This is a genomic window from Mucilaginibacter flavidus, assembly GCF_024055575.1.
GTDB lineage: Bacteria > Bacteroidota > Bacteroidia > Sphingobacteriales > Sphingobacteriaceae > Mucilaginibacter > Mucilaginibacter flavidus.
Window position 1 is genome coordinate 77146 of record NZ_JAMXOE010000006.1, and the last position, 16852, is coordinate 93997.

A 16852-nucleotide genomic window follows, 5' to 3' on the forward strand; every position below is an offset into this window, starting at 1 on the left:
GTTAAGATATTTTCAGGTGGTTGGCGTTGTTAAAGTCGGTAATTTCAAACTTTTTGCCATCGTAATTTACTTTATAAAGCACCAGGTTTTGGTGCGGGAAGCTGTCCATTTCGGTAAGCGGCCTTTCGGTAAGCAGGCATAGTAACAGCCGCATCGCGCGGCCGTGCATGCATATCAACACCGTCTTTTCTTCAGGATGGCTAATGATAACTTTTAGCGCTTCCTGCTGCCGGGCTTTTACTTCGTTGGGGCTTTCGCCGCCTTCAAATTTCGAGTCGAGCTTGCCATCCATCCAGTCGCGCATCAATTGTAAAAAAGCAGCTTTATTTTCAGTGGTGGCGGGTTGTCCTTCATGTATGCCCCAGGCCAGTTCATCCAGCCCGGATAATTTTTCATAAGGAATCCCTAAATCGATGAATTGCTGTATGCTTTGCTGCGTACGCCTTAACTCCGAGATATAAATTTTATCAAACGGTACATCCCCATAAGCCTCAAAAAATTGCCGGGCCTGTTTGCGCCCCTCATCGTTCAGGTTGGTATCCATGCCCCGCCCCTGCACAATGCCGCGTTTATTCAAGTCGGTTTGCCCGTGGCGGACGATGTATAGTGTTTTGTTCATTAGTTCAGTTGTTCATTAGTTCATTAGTTCATTAGTTGTAAGGCGGCGAACTTGCGAAGCGAATATTTTCTTGAATAATTATTTTATCTAATTTTTTTATTAAACCAAGCCCCAATGAACTAATGAACCAGTGAACGAATGAACTTAATTCACCACCGGCAATCGGTAAAATTGTGGTTTTGCCTCTTCAGGGAATTCAAAATTAGTATAGTCGGTAACCACGTTGTACAGCGTATCCCTTTCAATCGGTTCGCGCCCAACGTTCTTTATCAGTTCTACCAGTTGTTTGGTGCTCATGCCGGGATGTTGTTCTTCAGCGCCGGCCATGGAATATATCTTCGTGGTATCGTCTAGTGTGCCATCGATATCATTGACACCAAAGTTCAGGGACAACTGCGCAGTAGTACGGCTTATCATGGCCCAGTAAGCTTTTATATGGTCGAAGTTGTCCAAATAAATTCGTGCGATGGCATAGTTACGCAAATCCTCAACAACTGTTGATTCAGGCACGTGCGACATCTGGTTATCCTGGTTGCGGAATTTAAGCGGAATAAATGTTTGGAAGCCGCCTGTTTTATCCTGCAGCTGGCGCAATCTGTCCATGTGGTCAACACGATGCCAGTATTTTTCAATATGTCCGTAAAGCATGGTAGCGTTTGAGCGCTGACCCAGTTTATGCCATTCCTCGTGTATCGCCAGCCATTGGTCGCCTGTACATTTATCTTTCGCAATTTGCTCACGTATCTCTGGGTGAAAAATTTCTGCGCCGCCGCCGGGGATCGATTCCAAACCGGCATCAAGCATCTTTTTCATACCTGTAGCGTAGTCAATTTTAGCTTTCTTAAATATGTAATGATACTCAACAGGTGTTAAAGCCTTAACATGCAGGTTTGGCCTGTGGGCCTTTATTTTGCTAAACAGTTCACTGTAGAAAGCAACATCGTATTGGGGCAATACCCCGCCTACAATGTGCACCTCGGTAACCGGCTCGTCATCGTATTTTTTTACGATGTCCATCATTTCGTCCATTGTGTACTCCCATCCTTCCGATTTTTGCTTAATCAAACGGGAATACGAACAAAACTTGCAATCGTACACACAAAGGTTAGTTGGCTCAATATGGAAATTGCGGTTGAAATAGGTTTTTTTGCTGTGGCGTTTTTCGCGTATGTAGTTGGCTAACACACCCAAATAGCCCAGTTCACCTTCATCGTACAGCAAAACGCCTTCATCAAATGTAATGCGTTCGCCCTTCAGCACCTTTACGGCAATTTGTTTTAAACCTGCAGGCAGGTGCGGGTTTTGTAATAATATAAGCAGATTGTCTTCGGCTTCCATTAATTAATATTTGTGCAAAAATAGGAAATGTTAGTGTAATTGGGGTGTAATATAACAGGAGAATATTACAACCATTCATTGCCAGCATACAAGGGGAATTTTGCTATATTCGCTATTATGAATCCGCAAATAGAATTACAAACTTATAAATTCATCAAAGAAAACACCGAAAAATGGTATATCGACCTACCAAATTGGGAAGGTACTAAGGCAGAACTGGAAATGGTTGAAGGCGCAGATACCATGCTCGATTATGTAGGAAAGGGGACTTCGCCAGTTGAACTTATATTGGCTGAACAACCTTTCGATGGCTGTAATATTCTAAAATTAATCCATGATTATTCAAAAGAAATTGGTGGTGGCGGCATTTATTTACTGGCCGATTATGAAGGAGAAGCATTAAACCAGGAAATGTGGCTGTGCGAGGTTACCGAATGGGTATTTGAGAAACTGCCGCCATTTATATATTTCAAGAAAATATAGTGTTTTTTGGCTACGGGGTTTACATTTGCCTTTATGAAACCCGAAACTATCGCCATACACGCCGGCAACCATGTTGATGCATCATCAAAGGCGGTAATACAGCCTATCGTTTTATCTACCACGTTTGAACGCGCGGAAGATGGAACTTTCCCCGGCGGGCACATCTACAGTCGCGCAAGCAATCCCAACCGAGAATTGCTTGAGAATGTGATAGCCAAACTGGAAGGCGGTGCCGATGCTGCTGCGTTTTCATCGGGGAATGCGGCAGGCATGTCGGTTTTTCAGTCATTGGCACCGGGCACACATATTATTGCGCCTGATGACATGTATCACGGACTTCGCAACCAGCTCAAAATCCTATTTGCGGGCATTTTAAAGTTCGATTTTATCGACGTAAATGATATTGATACAGTAAACCGGCACCTGATGCCCGGTACAGGTTTAATATGGCTCGAGACGCCATCAAACCCGCTGCTTAAAGTAACCGATATAAAAAAGATTGTTGCGCTGGCGCATAAACACAGCATAAAGGTTGCAGTTGATAATACTTTCGCCACGCCTATTTGCCAGTTGCCTATTTCGCTTGGGGCCGACCTGGTAATGCATTCGTCCACCAAATATTTTGGCGGCCACAGCGACCTGATGGGCGGTGTACTGGTAACTGCTCAAAAAGACGATTGGTGGCAAAAAATAAGGGATGTACAAGTCTACGGCGGCGCCATCCCCTCGCCTATGGATTGCTACATGCTGGTTCGCAGTATTAAAACATTACCATACCGCGTACAGGGCCATGTTCATAATGCACAGTTGCTGGCAGAATATCTTGAAAAACATCCAAAAATTGAACAGGTAATGTACCCGGGATTGCCGTCGCACCCGCAATATCAAATTGCCAAAGAACAAATGCTTGGGTTCGGTGGAATGATTTCATTTACCGTTAAAGGAGGAGAGGCCGAGGCACGCCGGGTAATAAACGGGCTTAAGCTGTTTACCCGTGCCACCAGCCTTGGTGGTGTGGAAAGCCTTATTGAGCATCGCGCTACAGTTGAAGGCCCGGATACCAAAACACCTTTTAATTTATTAAGAGTGTCGGTCGGCCTGGAGCATATTGATGATTTGATTGAGGACTTGGAAGTGGCCCTGGGATAGTGATTGGTGGCTTTCTTTTATAACGAAAAAGATTTGTCAACTTTCTAAAAGCCGACAAATCTAATTTTTTTTTTTTGACAATCTATTTTAACCCTACTACCTAAGGATGTACCGTATTTGCTATCAGTGTAACTGCTGTTTGTGCATATAATTTACCGGTTACCCTGGCGCCCGTATTGAGCGATATAAGCGTTTTACTAAGGATAATTCCTTTAAAGTTTGCAGCTGTGCCAAGTGTTGCTTTGCCCGAAACCACCCAGAAAATATTTTTAGCTTGTGCGCCTCCCAACAAAGTGATTATAGCTCCGTTACTTATAGTAAGGTTTTTTGCTATCTGGAAAACCCAAATATCGTTTGGCCCGCCGCTTAACGTAGCACCCACGCCTGTTACTAAAACCCCGGTACCCCATTTGTATAAGCCGGGCCGCAAAGTATGCCCGCTAATATCGCCGGCATATTTTTCAACTATGGGCGATGGAATTGTAAGCCCGTTGGCCGTGGTAAATGCGGTTTTCATATCGGCTATAGCCGTCGTCATTTTCGACGGTGTGGGGGCAGCATAATTAGCAGCATACACTTTGCCGGTAACTATAGGAGTATGCGAAGATTGATTATCAGTTGCCATTATAAATCCAAACCCGGTGATGGCCGTTGCCGCTATGGGGCTTGTCCCAATATTACCGGTGATAGCCGTAACGCCGGTGGTTGTAATCCCGGTTTCAGTTAATATTGTAAAGTCGTTAGCTGTTTTTAAGTTTACGGGCGAGCTAACTGTTGCTGCAAGTACAGTAGATAAAGAACGGTTGGCCGAACTGTCGGCATTTGGCAGGGTAGCGTTTTCACTATCCTTTTTACACCCGGAGATGATTAACAAAAGACACATGGCAAAGCACGCTATAGGGTACCATGCCTTTAATAAATCAATGTTTTGCAGGGCCGGTTTACAGCATGCTGGTAAGTTTGTTTTTTCACTCATGATTAATAATTTAAATAATTGATTAATTAAAATATTTCAATGATTAAGTAGATGGCACAAACATACCTCTTACGAAAGCACAAAGTGTTACACAACTTTTTAAATAAGTTGCATAATTCACACGTTTAAAAGGAGGCAACGCTTAAGCGCTCAATAGTTTATAGCGGGATGGAGTTATCCCGGTAACTTTTTTGAATTGGTTAGACAAGTGTGCAACGCTGCTGTAATTTAGCGCCAGCGAAATTTGAGTAAGGTTAAGCTCATCGTAGCCAATAAGCTCTTTCGCCCGTTTTATCTTATTCAATATGATAAAATGCTCGATTGTATTACCCTGCTCTGCCGAAAATACATTAGCCATGTAAGTATAATTCAGGTTTAATTCTTCGCTTAAATAATCAGAAAAATTGGTCTTTAATTTGTTGTCGGTATAGCAAATCATGTTGATCACAACATTTTTTATTTTTTCGACGAGGATATTTTTCTTATTTTCCAGTAATTCCAATCCCGATTTAAGCAAGGCCTGCTTAAACCTTTTGATTTTTTCAACTGAAACGGGTCCTGTTGTCTCAGCTTTTCCTAATTCTATCAATGTCAAGCGCAGTCCTAGTTTTTTCAATTCAAATTCTACAACCATCTTGCACCGAACGCATACCATATTTTTTATGTAGAACTTCATTATAGATGAGTTAGAATTAATGAACGGGTGTAAGTTAAACGCCATTAAACGGATAGTATTGCAAAAAAAGCAAGGGTTAAAAACTCAAAAAATAGAGCTAAGGAGTATTCCATGTAGAAAAATGATAGTTAAGGTGGTTAATCTCAACTCAATCATCCTCTCTCCGCCACCGGAATAACCAACTTCAATGCCGACCAAATTTCATCAACTGCGCAAACCTTGATATCTACCAATCCGTTTTGCAACGCAAAATTGCGGATAATGTCTTCGGTTATGTCGGTTGCTATTTTAGATGCCCTTTTAGGCCACGACACCCAGATCATGCCGTTGGGTTTAATTTGACCCTTAAGTTCGGGCAGAAGATTTAAATATTCGTCTTTTTGTTTGGTAAAGAAATGGATAAAGTCTTTAGCCGCCGGCTCGCCATTGTTAATTGTTAAATCGGCAGGCAGATCGGTAAACAGGCTGAAATAATGTTCCGGGGCATTGATAAGCACCATATTGAACCCCGCTTTAATCCCCAGCTTTTTAGCCAGTGGGGTGCCGGAATATCCCGCCGGTTGTACCGCTATCTTGTCCCCCACTCCCATATGCCGAATTGTATTTTTTTATCAACCGGGTGACCAGCTTGTTTTAAAGTAAGCATAATTTGTCCGCGGTGATGCGACTCGTGCGAAACCAGGTAACCTAAAAATCCGGTCGCGTGGGGTTTGAACCCTTTCACTTTACCGTCAGGACCGGCCTTTTCAAATAGTTGCTCTATAGCAAGGCTGCTGGCTTTTAACGCCTCCTCAAGCTTTGCCTTACTGATATTGTCTTTTTCAACCTTATCCAGCCCGGTTAATAGTACCGGATCCGCTGCCTTTAGCCACATCAGCCTTACATTATGCATGTGTGCAAATTGCTCGCCAACCGTACGCCCTTTCGATGTTGATATATCACCCAAATTTCCCTTGTCAATTGCATCCAATAAATACAAATTAATGCGGTTATGAATTTGCCAGGTCTCGGTCAACACGTTCATACTTTCCTTTAGTTAAATTGTTTTAAATGGTGTTGCATGTGTGCCACATAGTCGGATGCGAGCCATTCAACGGTATGCAGGCTGGGCTCGGTTTTGCTATTGTCACATTGAGCCTGCAGCCGGTGTGTGGGGTAGTTTTCCAGCACCCTGATAATCTGCAGGTTTAATAGATTCCACAAGCCAAGTAATTCATTAACATTAGCATCCTGGTAATGTTGTGCATCAACCCATTCCACCTGCTCATAAGTCAGCTTAAAGTTTTCCTCATAGGTACAGCGCACAAAACGCTGCAGGTTAACCTGGGCACTGTCAATTAAATGGCCTATAATTTGTTTTTTGCTCCATTTATCCTGAGCGGGTTTAGTGGCCCAATCAATTGCGTCAGTATCCCGATTTAAGATATCGTTAACAACTTCTTTTAGTTGTTTTGTCGTGTCTGTAATCATGTGCCTGCGCTAACCCTAAAAATCTATTTAAAGATGGTTATTCGTTATTAATAATCAAAAAACTTTATCTTCAAAGCGTAAATATCTTCTATGGCCCTCAATTATATCTGGATTGCATTTTTCTTAGTAGCGTTTGTAATTGCGCTCATCAGGCTGATATTTTTTGGCGATACAGAAATATTTTCGCACCTGGTCAACGCAATATTCTCGTCCTCTAAATCGTCGGTTATGGACATTGCGTTGCCTTTGGCCGGTAACATGGCATTTTGGCTAGGCATTATGAACATTGGCGAAAAAGCGGGTGCTATTAACTTCCTGTCGCGTGTAGTTGGTCCATTCTTTAGCCGGCTTTTCCCTGAGGTACCGAAAAACCACCCGGCTACCGGCCAGGTGCTGATGAGCTTTTCGGCGAATTTATTGGGGCTGGATAATGCCGCCACACCGCTTGGCCTGAAAGCCATAGGCAGCTTACAAGAATTAAATCCCGACAAAGAAACCGCTTCAAACGCGCAGATAATGTACCTGGTATTGCTCACTTCGGGCCTGCAACTGTTGCCGGTTACCATCATCGCCCAGCGTGCTATTTTAAATGCAAAGGACCCGACAGATATTTTTATACCATGTATTATTGCCACGTTTGTTTCGGCCATCTCAGGCATGCTGCTGGTTGCCATTAAACAAAAAATAAACCTGTGGGACAGGGTAATAATTGGCTGGCTTGGTGGTATTACCTGCTTTATTGTTTTACTGGTTTGGTTTTTTACAGAGCATTTAACAAAAGGACAAATTGGCCAGGTATCAAAAGTAGCGAGCAACCTGATGCTTTTCTCAATACCAGTAATATTTATTACAGGCGCGATAGTAAAAAAAGTAAACGTTTTTGAATCTTTTATTGATGGCGCAAAAAGCGGCTTCGAAACATCGGTAAAAATAATACCCTACCTGGTGGCCATGCTTGTTGGCATAGCCGTTTTTAGAGCGTGTGGCGCGTTGGATTATATGAACGACGGTTTGCGTTGGGTAGTTACGCAACTTGGCCTCGATACCCGCTTTGTGGATGCCATGCCGGTTGCATATATGAAACCCTTAAGTGGATCGGGCTCAAAGGGAATGATGATCGATATTATGAAAACTCATAAGCCCGACAGTTTTCCAGGCCGGCTGGGCTGCATCTTCAATGGCTCTGCTGACACCACTTTTTACATTGTGGCGCTTTATTTTGGGTCGATAGGGATTAAAAAATCACGCTACGCCATTCCGGCCGGCCTGTTTGCCGACCTTGCAGGTATTATCGCGGCTATTTTTGTAGCTTATTTATTCTTTGGTTAACCTTTTTTAAACCCATAATTTATAATGATGTGATTTTTCATTTTCTTTTGCCGATAATTTGATTTTACGACGCAGGTAGTTTAAATTTAGTTTACAAGGCTAAATTATTGAATAATGAAAGAGGATTACGCTGCGCAGAAGAAAGCTAAAATTAAAACCACCCAACAGGGAATTGTGGTACTGTGGGTTTTTATCATAATTTTTATTTCGATAATAGTTAGGTGTGCCCGGTATTAAAAGAGTAACAGTTATTTACAGCTTTAAGGCTTGCAAAAAAAAAAGCAGGCCCGAAATATTCCCGGGCCCGCTTCAATCACTCTAAAACAATCACCTCTAATTAGAAGTATTTTTATTAATTGATCGATCAGGGTTGACCAATTCAATTATTTAGTCAAATATATCATTAATGTCTCTGCCTTAAGCATTTCAGTATGTCTTTTGACCAGCAGGTGACACAATGTAATTCTATTGTTCATGGTTAATGGTACATAGTTCATAGTAGCTACAGCCAAGCTAAAACTACTCGCAAGAACCTGCCACTAACATACTTTCGGCTATGAACTATCAACCATGAACTATTAACTGCCTAATACATCAACCCCTTGATAAATATATCAGCAAGTAGCAACCGTTTTGAGCGGATTTCTTCCAGGTGCTCTTTGTTGGGGAACATTGTTTTTTTGTGCGAAACTGATTTCACTCTTACACCATGAAGAGCATCAAGCAATAGCTCAACAATTTCAGTTGGGTTAGCTACGGGCTTTATTTTCCCCCGGTCAACTTCTGTTTTAATAGCGCTAACCAGCATATGCGTTTCCGATTCATGTACCTGCGTTACAATCTCCCAGATAGCGTCGGGCAGGTTTTGTTCGTTGAGCCTAAAGAAGTCGAAAAAATTATAGTTGGTTACAATAAATTCGTGTTGGGTATCTATCTGGAAAATAAAAGCCTCTTTTAAATCAGCAAAGGTATTTATCCTGTCGGTAAGCGATTTTAAATAGCCATCAGCCACTTTGCGCATCACTGCCACATAAAGCTGGCTTTTATCGGGAAAGTAGTAGTAAAGCAACGCTTTCGACATCGAAAGGTCGCCGGCTATTTCATTCATGGTAGTTTTCGAATAGCCAAAATGTAAAAACCTATGGTGGGCAGCCTCTAAAATTTTCTCCTTTTTTACATCCTGGTGGTCGTTAGCTGTAATCATTATTAACAATTATATAGTAATATACTTGTGCAAGGTAAAACTGGTTACTGAGTAAATCCTGACTTTTTTAACAAAACTATCAATTTTTCTAAACATATATACGATTTACCTATAGCAAGCGCTACAAACAACCGCAAAATTACGCTGAAATGATTAACACGGCTCCCGCCCCCGCTACAACAACGTCTTCAATTGCACCAATATAAGGGTCGAAAATGTCTGTTTTAGCAACCACAAACCTGCGTAGGTAATAGCTGCCAAAGGTGCAACCAAGCGCAACAGCCGACCCAAGAAGCGCGCCGACCAGGGCATTGTTACCCGTTGCCTTATAAATACTTGCACCCGCTAACGAGCCTGCCAGGCAACGACCAACTACCCCACCAACTGCAATCCGGTTGGGCGTATTGGGCAATTTATCGCCTACTACTTCACCCAGGGCCAGCAGTTTCATGCCCAAAGCAGCATTTGGCGACTGCATAAAGCGCAAAGGAGACCCTGCAAGGTGCTTCGACGGATGCTTGCTTAATATCTGGCAAGCAATAACCGGTGCAGAAGTGGTGCGCATACCTGCCAGTATGCCCAAGCCCAGTACTTGCCAAAATGGTTTTGTTATTTTTAGTTGTGTTGATGTTTTCATGATGGTATTTATAAGACAACAATCGTTCCCAAATGCAATTCACCTTGCGTTAAAGTTATTAAAAACCACAAGCCGCTATAAAACACAAAACGCCCCGGAAATCTCCGGGACGTTTTGTGTTAAGAATTTATTTTCAGTTATCAGGCAGTAGCTTCTTCCAACATGGGTTCAGCTGCTTTTTCCTTTTTACCGAAGAAAAAGTTTTTCATATTAACCCTGATGATATACATACAAGGCACTAATATCAGTGTGATTATGGTTGCAAAACCAAGACCAAATATCATTGTCCATGCCAATGGGCCCCAGAACGCCACGTTGTCGCCGCCAAAGTGAATATGCGGCTGAAAATGGGTAAACAAGCCAACAAAATCAATATTGAAACCAACTGCCAGTGGTATTAAACCTAATATGGCAGCAGTTGCGGTTAGTAACACCGGGGTCATACGGGTATGACCTGCTTCAACCACCGCATCGTGCAGGTTGGCGCCCTCAGCAATTAGCATATCAGTAAACTCAACCAGCAAAATCCCGTTTCGCACTACCACACCGGCAAGGGCAATTATACCGACACCTGTCATCACGATGGATATGGTCATACCGAAGATACTTACTCCCAGCAATACACCGATGATACTAAAGAATATCTCACTGATGATAATGAATGTTTTACCTACTGAGTTAAACTGAATCATCAGGATGATGAGAATAAGGCCAAATGATGTAGCCAATGCTCCTAATAAAAAGTTCATCGCTTCCATCTGGTCTTCCTGGCCACCGCCCATTTTTATCTGAATATTGTCTGCCTTTTTGAAAGTATTGATGGCACTTAAAATAGCGGCGTTAACTTCGTTAGCGTTGTATGGCTTTATTACACTCGACCCCAATGTTAACACCCGGCGTTGTTGCTTGTGCTTAATATTGCTATACGTATCGGTATAACGGATATCGGTAAAGGCGGAAATCGGCACCTGGCGGATGGAACCACCGGTCGCTAGATCGCGGTAAGTTATCTTCAAGTTTCGCAAGGCATCGATATCGCCCCTTTGACTTTCCGCCGCTCTTACCATTATTTTGTAATCATCTTCCTTTGTATTCCTGAAATCGCCAGCTTTTGCGCCGTAAATTGCTGCACCCAGATTTTTGTTGATCTGATCAGAAGTGATGCCTTCGCGGTTAGCGCGCTCCCTGTCAATATCAAATACTATCTGCGGCTTATCGTTTTGTACGTCAGGAATTAATCCTTCAATACCAGCTATATTTTGTTTGGCCAAATAGTTCTTAAGGCGATCACTTGTTTTAACCAGCGAATCCAGGTTATCGCCGATAATTTCAATACTAATATCCTTTTGCACCGGCGGACCTGAGGCTTCCTGCGAAACCGAAATTTTAACCCCCGGCACACCTTGTACCGAAGCGCGGATATTAGCCAGCACCTTTTTAGTATCCTTGCCTTCGCGTTTACCAAATTCAACAAAGGCAACGGTGATCTTCCCTTTGTTTTCGTAATCGCCCTGGTCTTCATCCTGCGGGTCGGTAACTCCTTTGGTAACGTTGGATATGATGGAAGTAACCAAGCCTTTATCAGGTTCTACCACCTGTGCTACCCGTTTTTCCAATTGCTCGGTCACCTTGTTGGTAGTAGCCTGGTCGGTACCGATAGGCATGGTGATATAAACGTAAGCAAAGTTGGGGTCGCCTGCCGGGAAAAATTCAACCTTTGGCGAGCGGGCTACCATAAAAAATATCGTTAAAATAAACAGTACAATCGTTCCCAAAAGGATCGTCACCGGTCTCCGAACAGCTTTTTCAAGTAAACCGGCATACCAGTTTTGAAAACGCGGCCATCCATTTTTTTGAAACCGATCTATCACTTTCAATAGAACGAAGTGGTTCAGGAGGTATAAAATGATAGCCAGCGCCATGAAATTACCCATACCCATGGTCCATTTACCAATTATAAACATCAAATAACTAAAAGCGGCTAATACCCCCAAAATCAATACCACACGACGGGTCTTTTTATCGAATTTTGGATGGTCATGCTCGCCTTCGTGGTGCGGTTTCATAAAGTCGACCGCAAAAACCGGGTTCATGATGTAGGCTACAACCAGCGAAGCGAGTAACGTAATAATTAAGGTAATAGGTAAAAAGAACATAAAGTGACCGATGAGGCTATTCCAGAATGCAAGGGGAACAAAAGGCGCAAGCGTAGTCATGGTACCCGAAAATACTGGTAAAAACACTTCACCTGCGGCCATTTTAGCCGCCTGCTTGATAGGCACTTTTCCGTTGGCAAAAATACGGTGAGTGTTCTCTATTACCACGATGGCGTCATCCACCACAATACCCAGCGCGAGCAGGAAAGAGAACAGCACGATCATGTTAAGCGTAAAACCTATAGCCGGCATTATTAAGAAGGCAATAAAGCACGAGAGCGGAACCGATAACGCCACGAATATGGCATTGGTGGTACCCATAAAAAACATCAGGATAACAGTTACCAATAAGAAACCAATCACAATTGTGTTGATTAAATCATTCAGCGTGGTACGGGTTTTATCTGATTGATCACCGGTTACTGTAATGTTCAAGCCTTTCGGGAAAACAGATTTTTGTTTCTGCTTAATCAGGTCATTTATTTTATCAGATGCCTCAATTAAGTTTTCGCCTGCCCGTTTGCTAACATTCAGGGTAATTACATTTTTAAATTTGGGATTTTCGTTGGTTTTTAGACGGGCATAGCTCTCCTGCAATAAAAATGAATCCTCTACATCGGCAATATCACGCAAGTAAATGGATTGTCCTTTTGGGTTTCTTATAGCCATCGCTTTCACTTCATCGGCATTTTTGAAATCCTGCCTGATGTCGATACTGCGGCGTACACCATCACTTTTAACCGTTCCGGCCGAACCAATGATATTCTCATTCCCTATGGCTTGTTGTATATCTCCAAAAGTTAATTGAGCCGCTGCCATTTTATTCATATCCACATTCACCTGGATTTCGGGCGTTAAAGCACCAACTTCGTCCACCTTCGAGATTTCTTTATAGCTTTCTATCTCGTCCTTCAAAAGATCCGCGTACTCCTTTAATTTTTTAAGGTCATAATCGCCGGATAAGTTAATGTAAAGGATAGGTAAATCAGCCACGTTGATGTCAGTAATTTGCGACTCCCGCAAATTCACGTCACCCTGTGGCAAATCCTGTTTGGATTTGTCCACGGCTTCCTTAACGTCTTGTTTAGCGTTACGAATGTCCACATTCGCCTGGAACTCGCAGGTGATGCTCGAAACATTTTGCAATGAGTTTGATGTTACCTTTTTTAACCCTTTTAACGATTTTAATTGCTTTTCCAATTGCCTGGTCACTAGTATCTCTACGTTTTGCGCAGATTGGCCATTGTAAACCGTGGTTACAAATACCTTTGATTGTGCAATGTCCGGAAAGTTTTCTTTAGGCAGGTTGTTGTAGCTGATCAGCCCCAACACCGTAACTAAAAATATCATTACGTAAATGGCCGTCTTATTTTCAATGGCCCAACTTGAGGGCGCAAATTCTTTGTTCAGATCTTTCATAATAAACAATCAAATTATTAATAATTAATTACCCGACTGTACAGCCTTCACTTTGTCGCCCTCTTCAATATCTGTAGCGCCATCAGTAATCAACTGGTCACCGGCTTTTAAGCCCGATAAAATTTCCGACTGGCCTGCGTAAGTATTGCCAACTTTAATATTAACCCTTTTCGCTATGCCATTGTTATTAACAAATACGTAATCCCCATCTTCCGATTTTTGAATAGCTTTTACGGGGGCTACAATTGCCTGCAATTTGGTATAATTGGCTATTTGTATAATAGCCGTCATATTAGGGCGCAGTGTTTTCCGAACCGGCAATTTTATTTCCACGCCAAAACTGCGTGAAGTTGGATCAATAACCTTTGCCGCAAATGTAACTTTAGTAATCAGCGAATCATTGGCATCGGGTATCAATATCTTTACAGTATTACCAGTATTTACACTGCCTGCATAAGATTCAGGTACATCAGCCTTTACTTTTAATATGTCAGCATTTACAATACGTATGCCGGTAGTACCGGGTTGGGCAACCTGGCCTAATTTCAGGTCCATCTGGTCGACAGTGCCATTAATTGGCGAAGTAATTCGGAACTGGTTAGCTTGCTGACGCAATGATGAAACTTGTTTTTGTGAGCTTTGCAAGGCAGTTTGGGCCTGCAGGAACTGCACTTCAGTTCCTATTTTTTGATCCCAAAGATTTTTTTGCCTTTCAAACAGCGTTTTATTTAAAGCTACCTGGGTTTCAGCCTGAGCTATGTTTTGATTCAATACGCTGTTATCCAGCTGAACCAACACCTGGCCTTTACTTACATGTTGACCGGCTTTTACGTAAAGACCGGTGATAGAACCTGGCGATTGGGGATAAGCCATGACGTTATCCTGGGCATCTATTTTTCCCTGTATTTGTACGAAGTTGCTAAAATTGGTTGTTTTTAATATCACGACACCCACATCAGTAGTTTTGGTAGAGTCGCCTCCTCCCACCTCAGCCTGTAGTTTGGTGATTTGTGCACTAATGGATGCTTGCTGTTTTTTAAGATCAGCAAGTTCCGTTTTTTTATCTTTCGGTTTGCTCGAGCAGGCCGCCAGTAAAATTAAAGCTGGTATGTATAGTAATTTTTTCATTGTGCTATATTATATTGTGATTGATTATTGTATTCTTCCGTATGCTTTGTCAAGGTCAACTTTGCTTACTAAAGCATCGTAAAGACCCTGTATGTATGAATTATCTGCATCCTGCACAGCAGTTTGCGCCTGTGTAACTTCGATGCTCGAGCCTACCCCTTGCTGGTACTTAATCTTCGATACCCGCAACACTTCTTCAGCCAAAGCCATGTTTTTCTTTTGGTCGTTTAATGTTTGCAGACCATTTATATAAGCTATCCGCGCTTGGTTAACCTGCAGGTTTACTGTATTCTTCATATTGTCCAGGTCGTTCTGCGCCTTCAAAACCGTAATTTCCGATTGCTTTAACTGGTTCCGGTGCTGAAAGCCAGTAAAGATTGGTACGCTTAATGACAGCCCTATATAACTTGAAGGGTAGTTAGTGCTAAAAAGTTTACTAAAGCTATTGTCCTGGTAAGCTGAAGAGATGTTGCCATTTGCGGTCAGCTTAGGTAAAAATTGGCCTTTTTTACTTTTTAAATCATATCCGTAAAGTTTCTTCTGGGTTTCGAGTAAATTATATTCAATGCGGTTACGATAAACGGTGGTATCATTATTTGCATCAGCTGCCGATGCCTCGATCTTCACATCTTCAAGCTTATCGCGCAGAGTCAAAGCTTTATCAACCGGCATGCCCATCTGGAATTTAAGCAACTGGTAATTAATCTCAAGCAGGCGGATGATATTTTCCTGCCGTGTAACCTGCGAATTATATTGCACCGTTAAACGGTCAACATCTATCTTTTCCACAAAACCTTGCTTATTCCGGGCTACTGTCTCGTCAAGTTGTTGTTTAAGCTGTGCGATGTTCGCTGCGAGCAGTTTTAATTGCTCAACACTAACCAGTACCTGGTAATAAGCCTTTGTTACATTTACACTTGCTTCAATTTTGGTGCGTGTATAGCTTCGGTTGTAAAGTTCTTTATAAGTCTTACGCCCCTGTAAACCAACAATATAGTTAGGGTCGAAAAGAATCAGACTTGCATTGAGCCCTAAGCTTGCGTTATATTTCTGCGTGAAGCTAAAAGCCACGTTATCAGGTTCATTCGGAATAGCGATTACACCGTTAGTACCCGAAACCCCCTCATTGTGTAATATAGTGTAAAGTTGTTTGTTACTGTTAGGAAACAGTATCTTGGACGTTTTAATATAGTCCTGGAAACTTGCTGCTCCGGTAATTTGCGGCAACCCCTGCCCAATAATTTCCTTAACATGATAGTCGGCGCTTGTAACGTCAAGATTAGCATTTTTTACATCAAGCTGGTGCTCATACGCATAATTTACACAATCCTGTATCGTAAAATTATATCGCTGCGTATCCGGCGGCGCCTGTTGCGCATACCCGGTGAGGGCAAATCCGCATGCAAGCATTGTTATTATTAGTATATGTTTCATTGTATATAGTTGTGATTTGTGTGTTTTAGTTTTATGCTGATGTAAACTTAGGCCCTGTTAATGACAGCCCTATGTCAGCAGTGTTATTCATCGTTTATATTTTTATATTGATTTAAAAGTTTGTAACCTTTAAGTGTGCAAATGCCATAGTTAAAATGCTCTAAAAATTGCACCTGTACCTTCCATGGGTTAAATTCGGCTATCGGGAATTCCTTGGTATTAAAACCCAGTTCCACCTGGGCCACCCGCATCCTTGCCAATATCCTTACGTCAATATCCGGCCGAATGTAACCCTGCTTAATACCTTTTGTTAAAAGTTCTTCCAGTGTAGTCACTATCACTTCTGCTTTAAACTTTTGAAACTGTGCCCAGGCATCCGGATGATATTTTTGCATATCATGAATCACAATCGGGTTAATCCTGGAAAAAATATCCTCCGAGCACTTCATCATGTTGATCATCTCTTCAATCACATTGGCCGACTTGCTGATAATATCCTCCATCTGCTCCTCGTCTTCCTTCAGTTTTTTTGTTACCAAAGCAATTACCAGGTCGTTTTTATCTTTAAAAAACTGGTATATGGTTTTCTTCGACATACCCAAGTGCTTGGCTATATCGTCCATCGTTACGCTCTTGATCCCTGCTGTTAAAAACAGTTCCTCGCCGCCTTGTATTATTCTCTCTATTTGACTCATTGACTTTCAAAGTCAAAACTACGGAAACATTTTTAGATTCCAAAGTTTCCGAAAAAGAATGTGCGAATGTGCGGATTTATGATGTGCGGATGACAAACGAATGATGTGCTTATTGAAAAAACTGTATCCTAATCGTATA

The 16852-nt window shown here is 42.1% G+C and carries 16 protein-coding genes; 3 read left to right on the forward strand and 13 right to left on the reverse strand.

The window, feature by feature from the left end:
- Position 1 precedes the first annotated feature (1 nt).
- Positions 2–619 carry a histidine phosphatase family protein gene (locus NAF19_RS11785; protein WP_252790251.1) on the reverse strand — a complete coding sequence of 206 codons (618 nt, stop codon included), beginning with the start codon at positions 617–619 and terminating at the stop codon, positions 2–4.
- 144 nt (positions 620–763) lie between these two features.
- A complete protein-coding gene (gene mqnE / locus NAF19_RS11790; RefSeq protein WP_252790252.1) occupies positions 764–1957 on the reverse strand; it encodes an aminofutalosine synthase MqnE in 1194 nt (397 codons plus the stop codon).
- Between the two features lie 117 nt (positions 1958–2074).
- On the opposite strand from mqnE, the gene NAF19_RS11795 reads away from it, so the two are divergent.
- Positions 2075–2440 carry a DUF6717 family protein gene (locus tag NAF19_RS11795; protein ID WP_252790253.1) on the forward strand — a complete coding sequence of 122 codons (366 nt, stop codon included), beginning with the start codon at positions 2075–2077 and terminating at the stop codon, positions 2438–2440.
- Between the two features lie 33 nt (positions 2441–2473).
- Positions 2474–3589, forward strand: a complete 1116-nt coding sequence (locus NAF19_RS11800) for a trans-sulfuration enzyme family protein (protein WP_252790254.1) — start codon at positions 2474–2476, stop codon at positions 3587–3589.
- Positions 3590–3689: 100 nt separating this feature from the next.
- Here the strand turns inward: NAF19_RS11800 and NAF19_RS11805 are convergent, their stop codons facing one another.
- The 5 genes from NAF19_RS11805 to NAF19_RS11825 form a co-directional block, all read right to left on the reverse strand.
- Complete coding sequence (locus NAF19_RS11805) at positions 3690–4565, reverse strand: ice-binding family protein (protein WP_252790255.1); 876 nt, start codon at positions 4563–4565, stop codon at positions 3690–3692.
- 142 nt (positions 4566–4707) lie between these two features.
- A complete protein-coding gene (locus NAF19_RS11810) occupies positions 4708–5241 on the reverse strand; it encodes a helix-turn-helix domain-containing protein (RefSeq protein WP_252790256.1) in 534 nt (177 codons plus the stop codon).
- Positions 5242–5393: 152 nt separating this feature from the next.
- Entirely contained in the window at positions 5394–5831 is a 438-nt protein-coding gene (locus NAF19_RS11815) for a DUF3052 domain-containing protein (protein WP_252790257.1), read from the reverse strand.
- On the reverse strand, positions 5810–6265 hold the full coding sequence (locus NAF19_RS11820) for a DinB family protein (RefSeq protein ID WP_252790258.1): 456 nt from the start codon (positions 6263–6265) through the stop codon (positions 5810–5812). The genes NAF19_RS11815 and NAF19_RS11820 overlap by 22 nt, the downstream gene beginning before the upstream one ends.
- An 8-nt stretch (positions 6266–6273) precedes the next feature.
- Positions 6274–6711 (reverse strand): DinB family protein, encoded by a 438-nt coding sequence (locus NAF19_RS11825; protein WP_252790259.1) that lies wholly within the window; start codon positions 6709–6711, stop codon positions 6274–6276.
- Between the two features lie 90 nt (positions 6712–6801).
- Between NAF19_RS11825 and NAF19_RS11830 the strand changes: the two genes are divergently transcribed.
- Positions 6802–8040 carry a nucleoside recognition domain-containing protein gene (locus NAF19_RS11830; protein WP_252790260.1) on the forward strand — a complete coding sequence of 413 codons (1239 nt, stop codon included), beginning with the start codon at positions 6802–6804 and terminating at the stop codon, positions 8038–8040.
- A gap of 586 nt (positions 8041–8626) precedes the next feature.
- Here the strand turns inward: NAF19_RS11830 and NAF19_RS11835 are convergent.
- From NAF19_RS11835 to NAF19_RS11860, 6 genes are all read right to left on the reverse strand, one after another.
- Positions 8627–9244, reverse strand: a complete 618-nt coding sequence (locus tag NAF19_RS11835) for a TetR/AcrR family transcriptional regulator (RefSeq protein WP_252790261.1) — start codon at positions 9242–9244, stop codon at positions 8627–8629.
- Positions 9245–9383: 139 nt separating this feature from the next.
- Positions 9384–9881, reverse strand: a complete 498-nt coding sequence (locus NAF19_RS11840; protein ID WP_252790262.1) for a DUF4126 family protein — start codon at positions 9879–9881, stop codon at positions 9384–9386.
- Between the two features lie 140 nt (positions 9882–10021).
- Positions 10022–13456, reverse strand: a complete 3435-nt coding sequence (locus tag NAF19_RS11845) for an efflux RND transporter permease subunit (protein WP_252790263.1) — start codon at positions 13454–13456, stop codon at positions 10022–10024.
- Positions 13457–13480: 24 nt separating this feature from the next.
- On the reverse strand, positions 13481–14584 hold the full coding sequence (locus tag NAF19_RS11850) for an efflux RND transporter periplasmic adaptor subunit (protein WP_252790264.1): 1104 nt from the start codon (positions 14582–14584) through the stop codon (positions 13481–13483).
- A gap of 24 nt (positions 14585–14608) precedes the next feature.
- Positions 14609–16018 carry a TolC family protein gene (locus tag NAF19_RS11855; protein WP_252790265.1) on the reverse strand — a complete coding sequence of 470 codons (1410 nt, stop codon included), beginning with the start codon at positions 16016–16018 and terminating at the stop codon, positions 14609–14611.
- Positions 16019–16101: 83 nt separating this feature from the next.
- Positions 16102–16713: a TetR/AcrR family transcriptional regulator gene (locus NAF19_RS11860; protein ID WP_252790266.1), complete on the reverse strand. Its 612-nt coding sequence runs from the start codon at positions 16711–16713 to the stop codon at positions 16102–16104.
- Between the last annotated feature and the right edge of the window lie 139 nt (positions 16714–16852).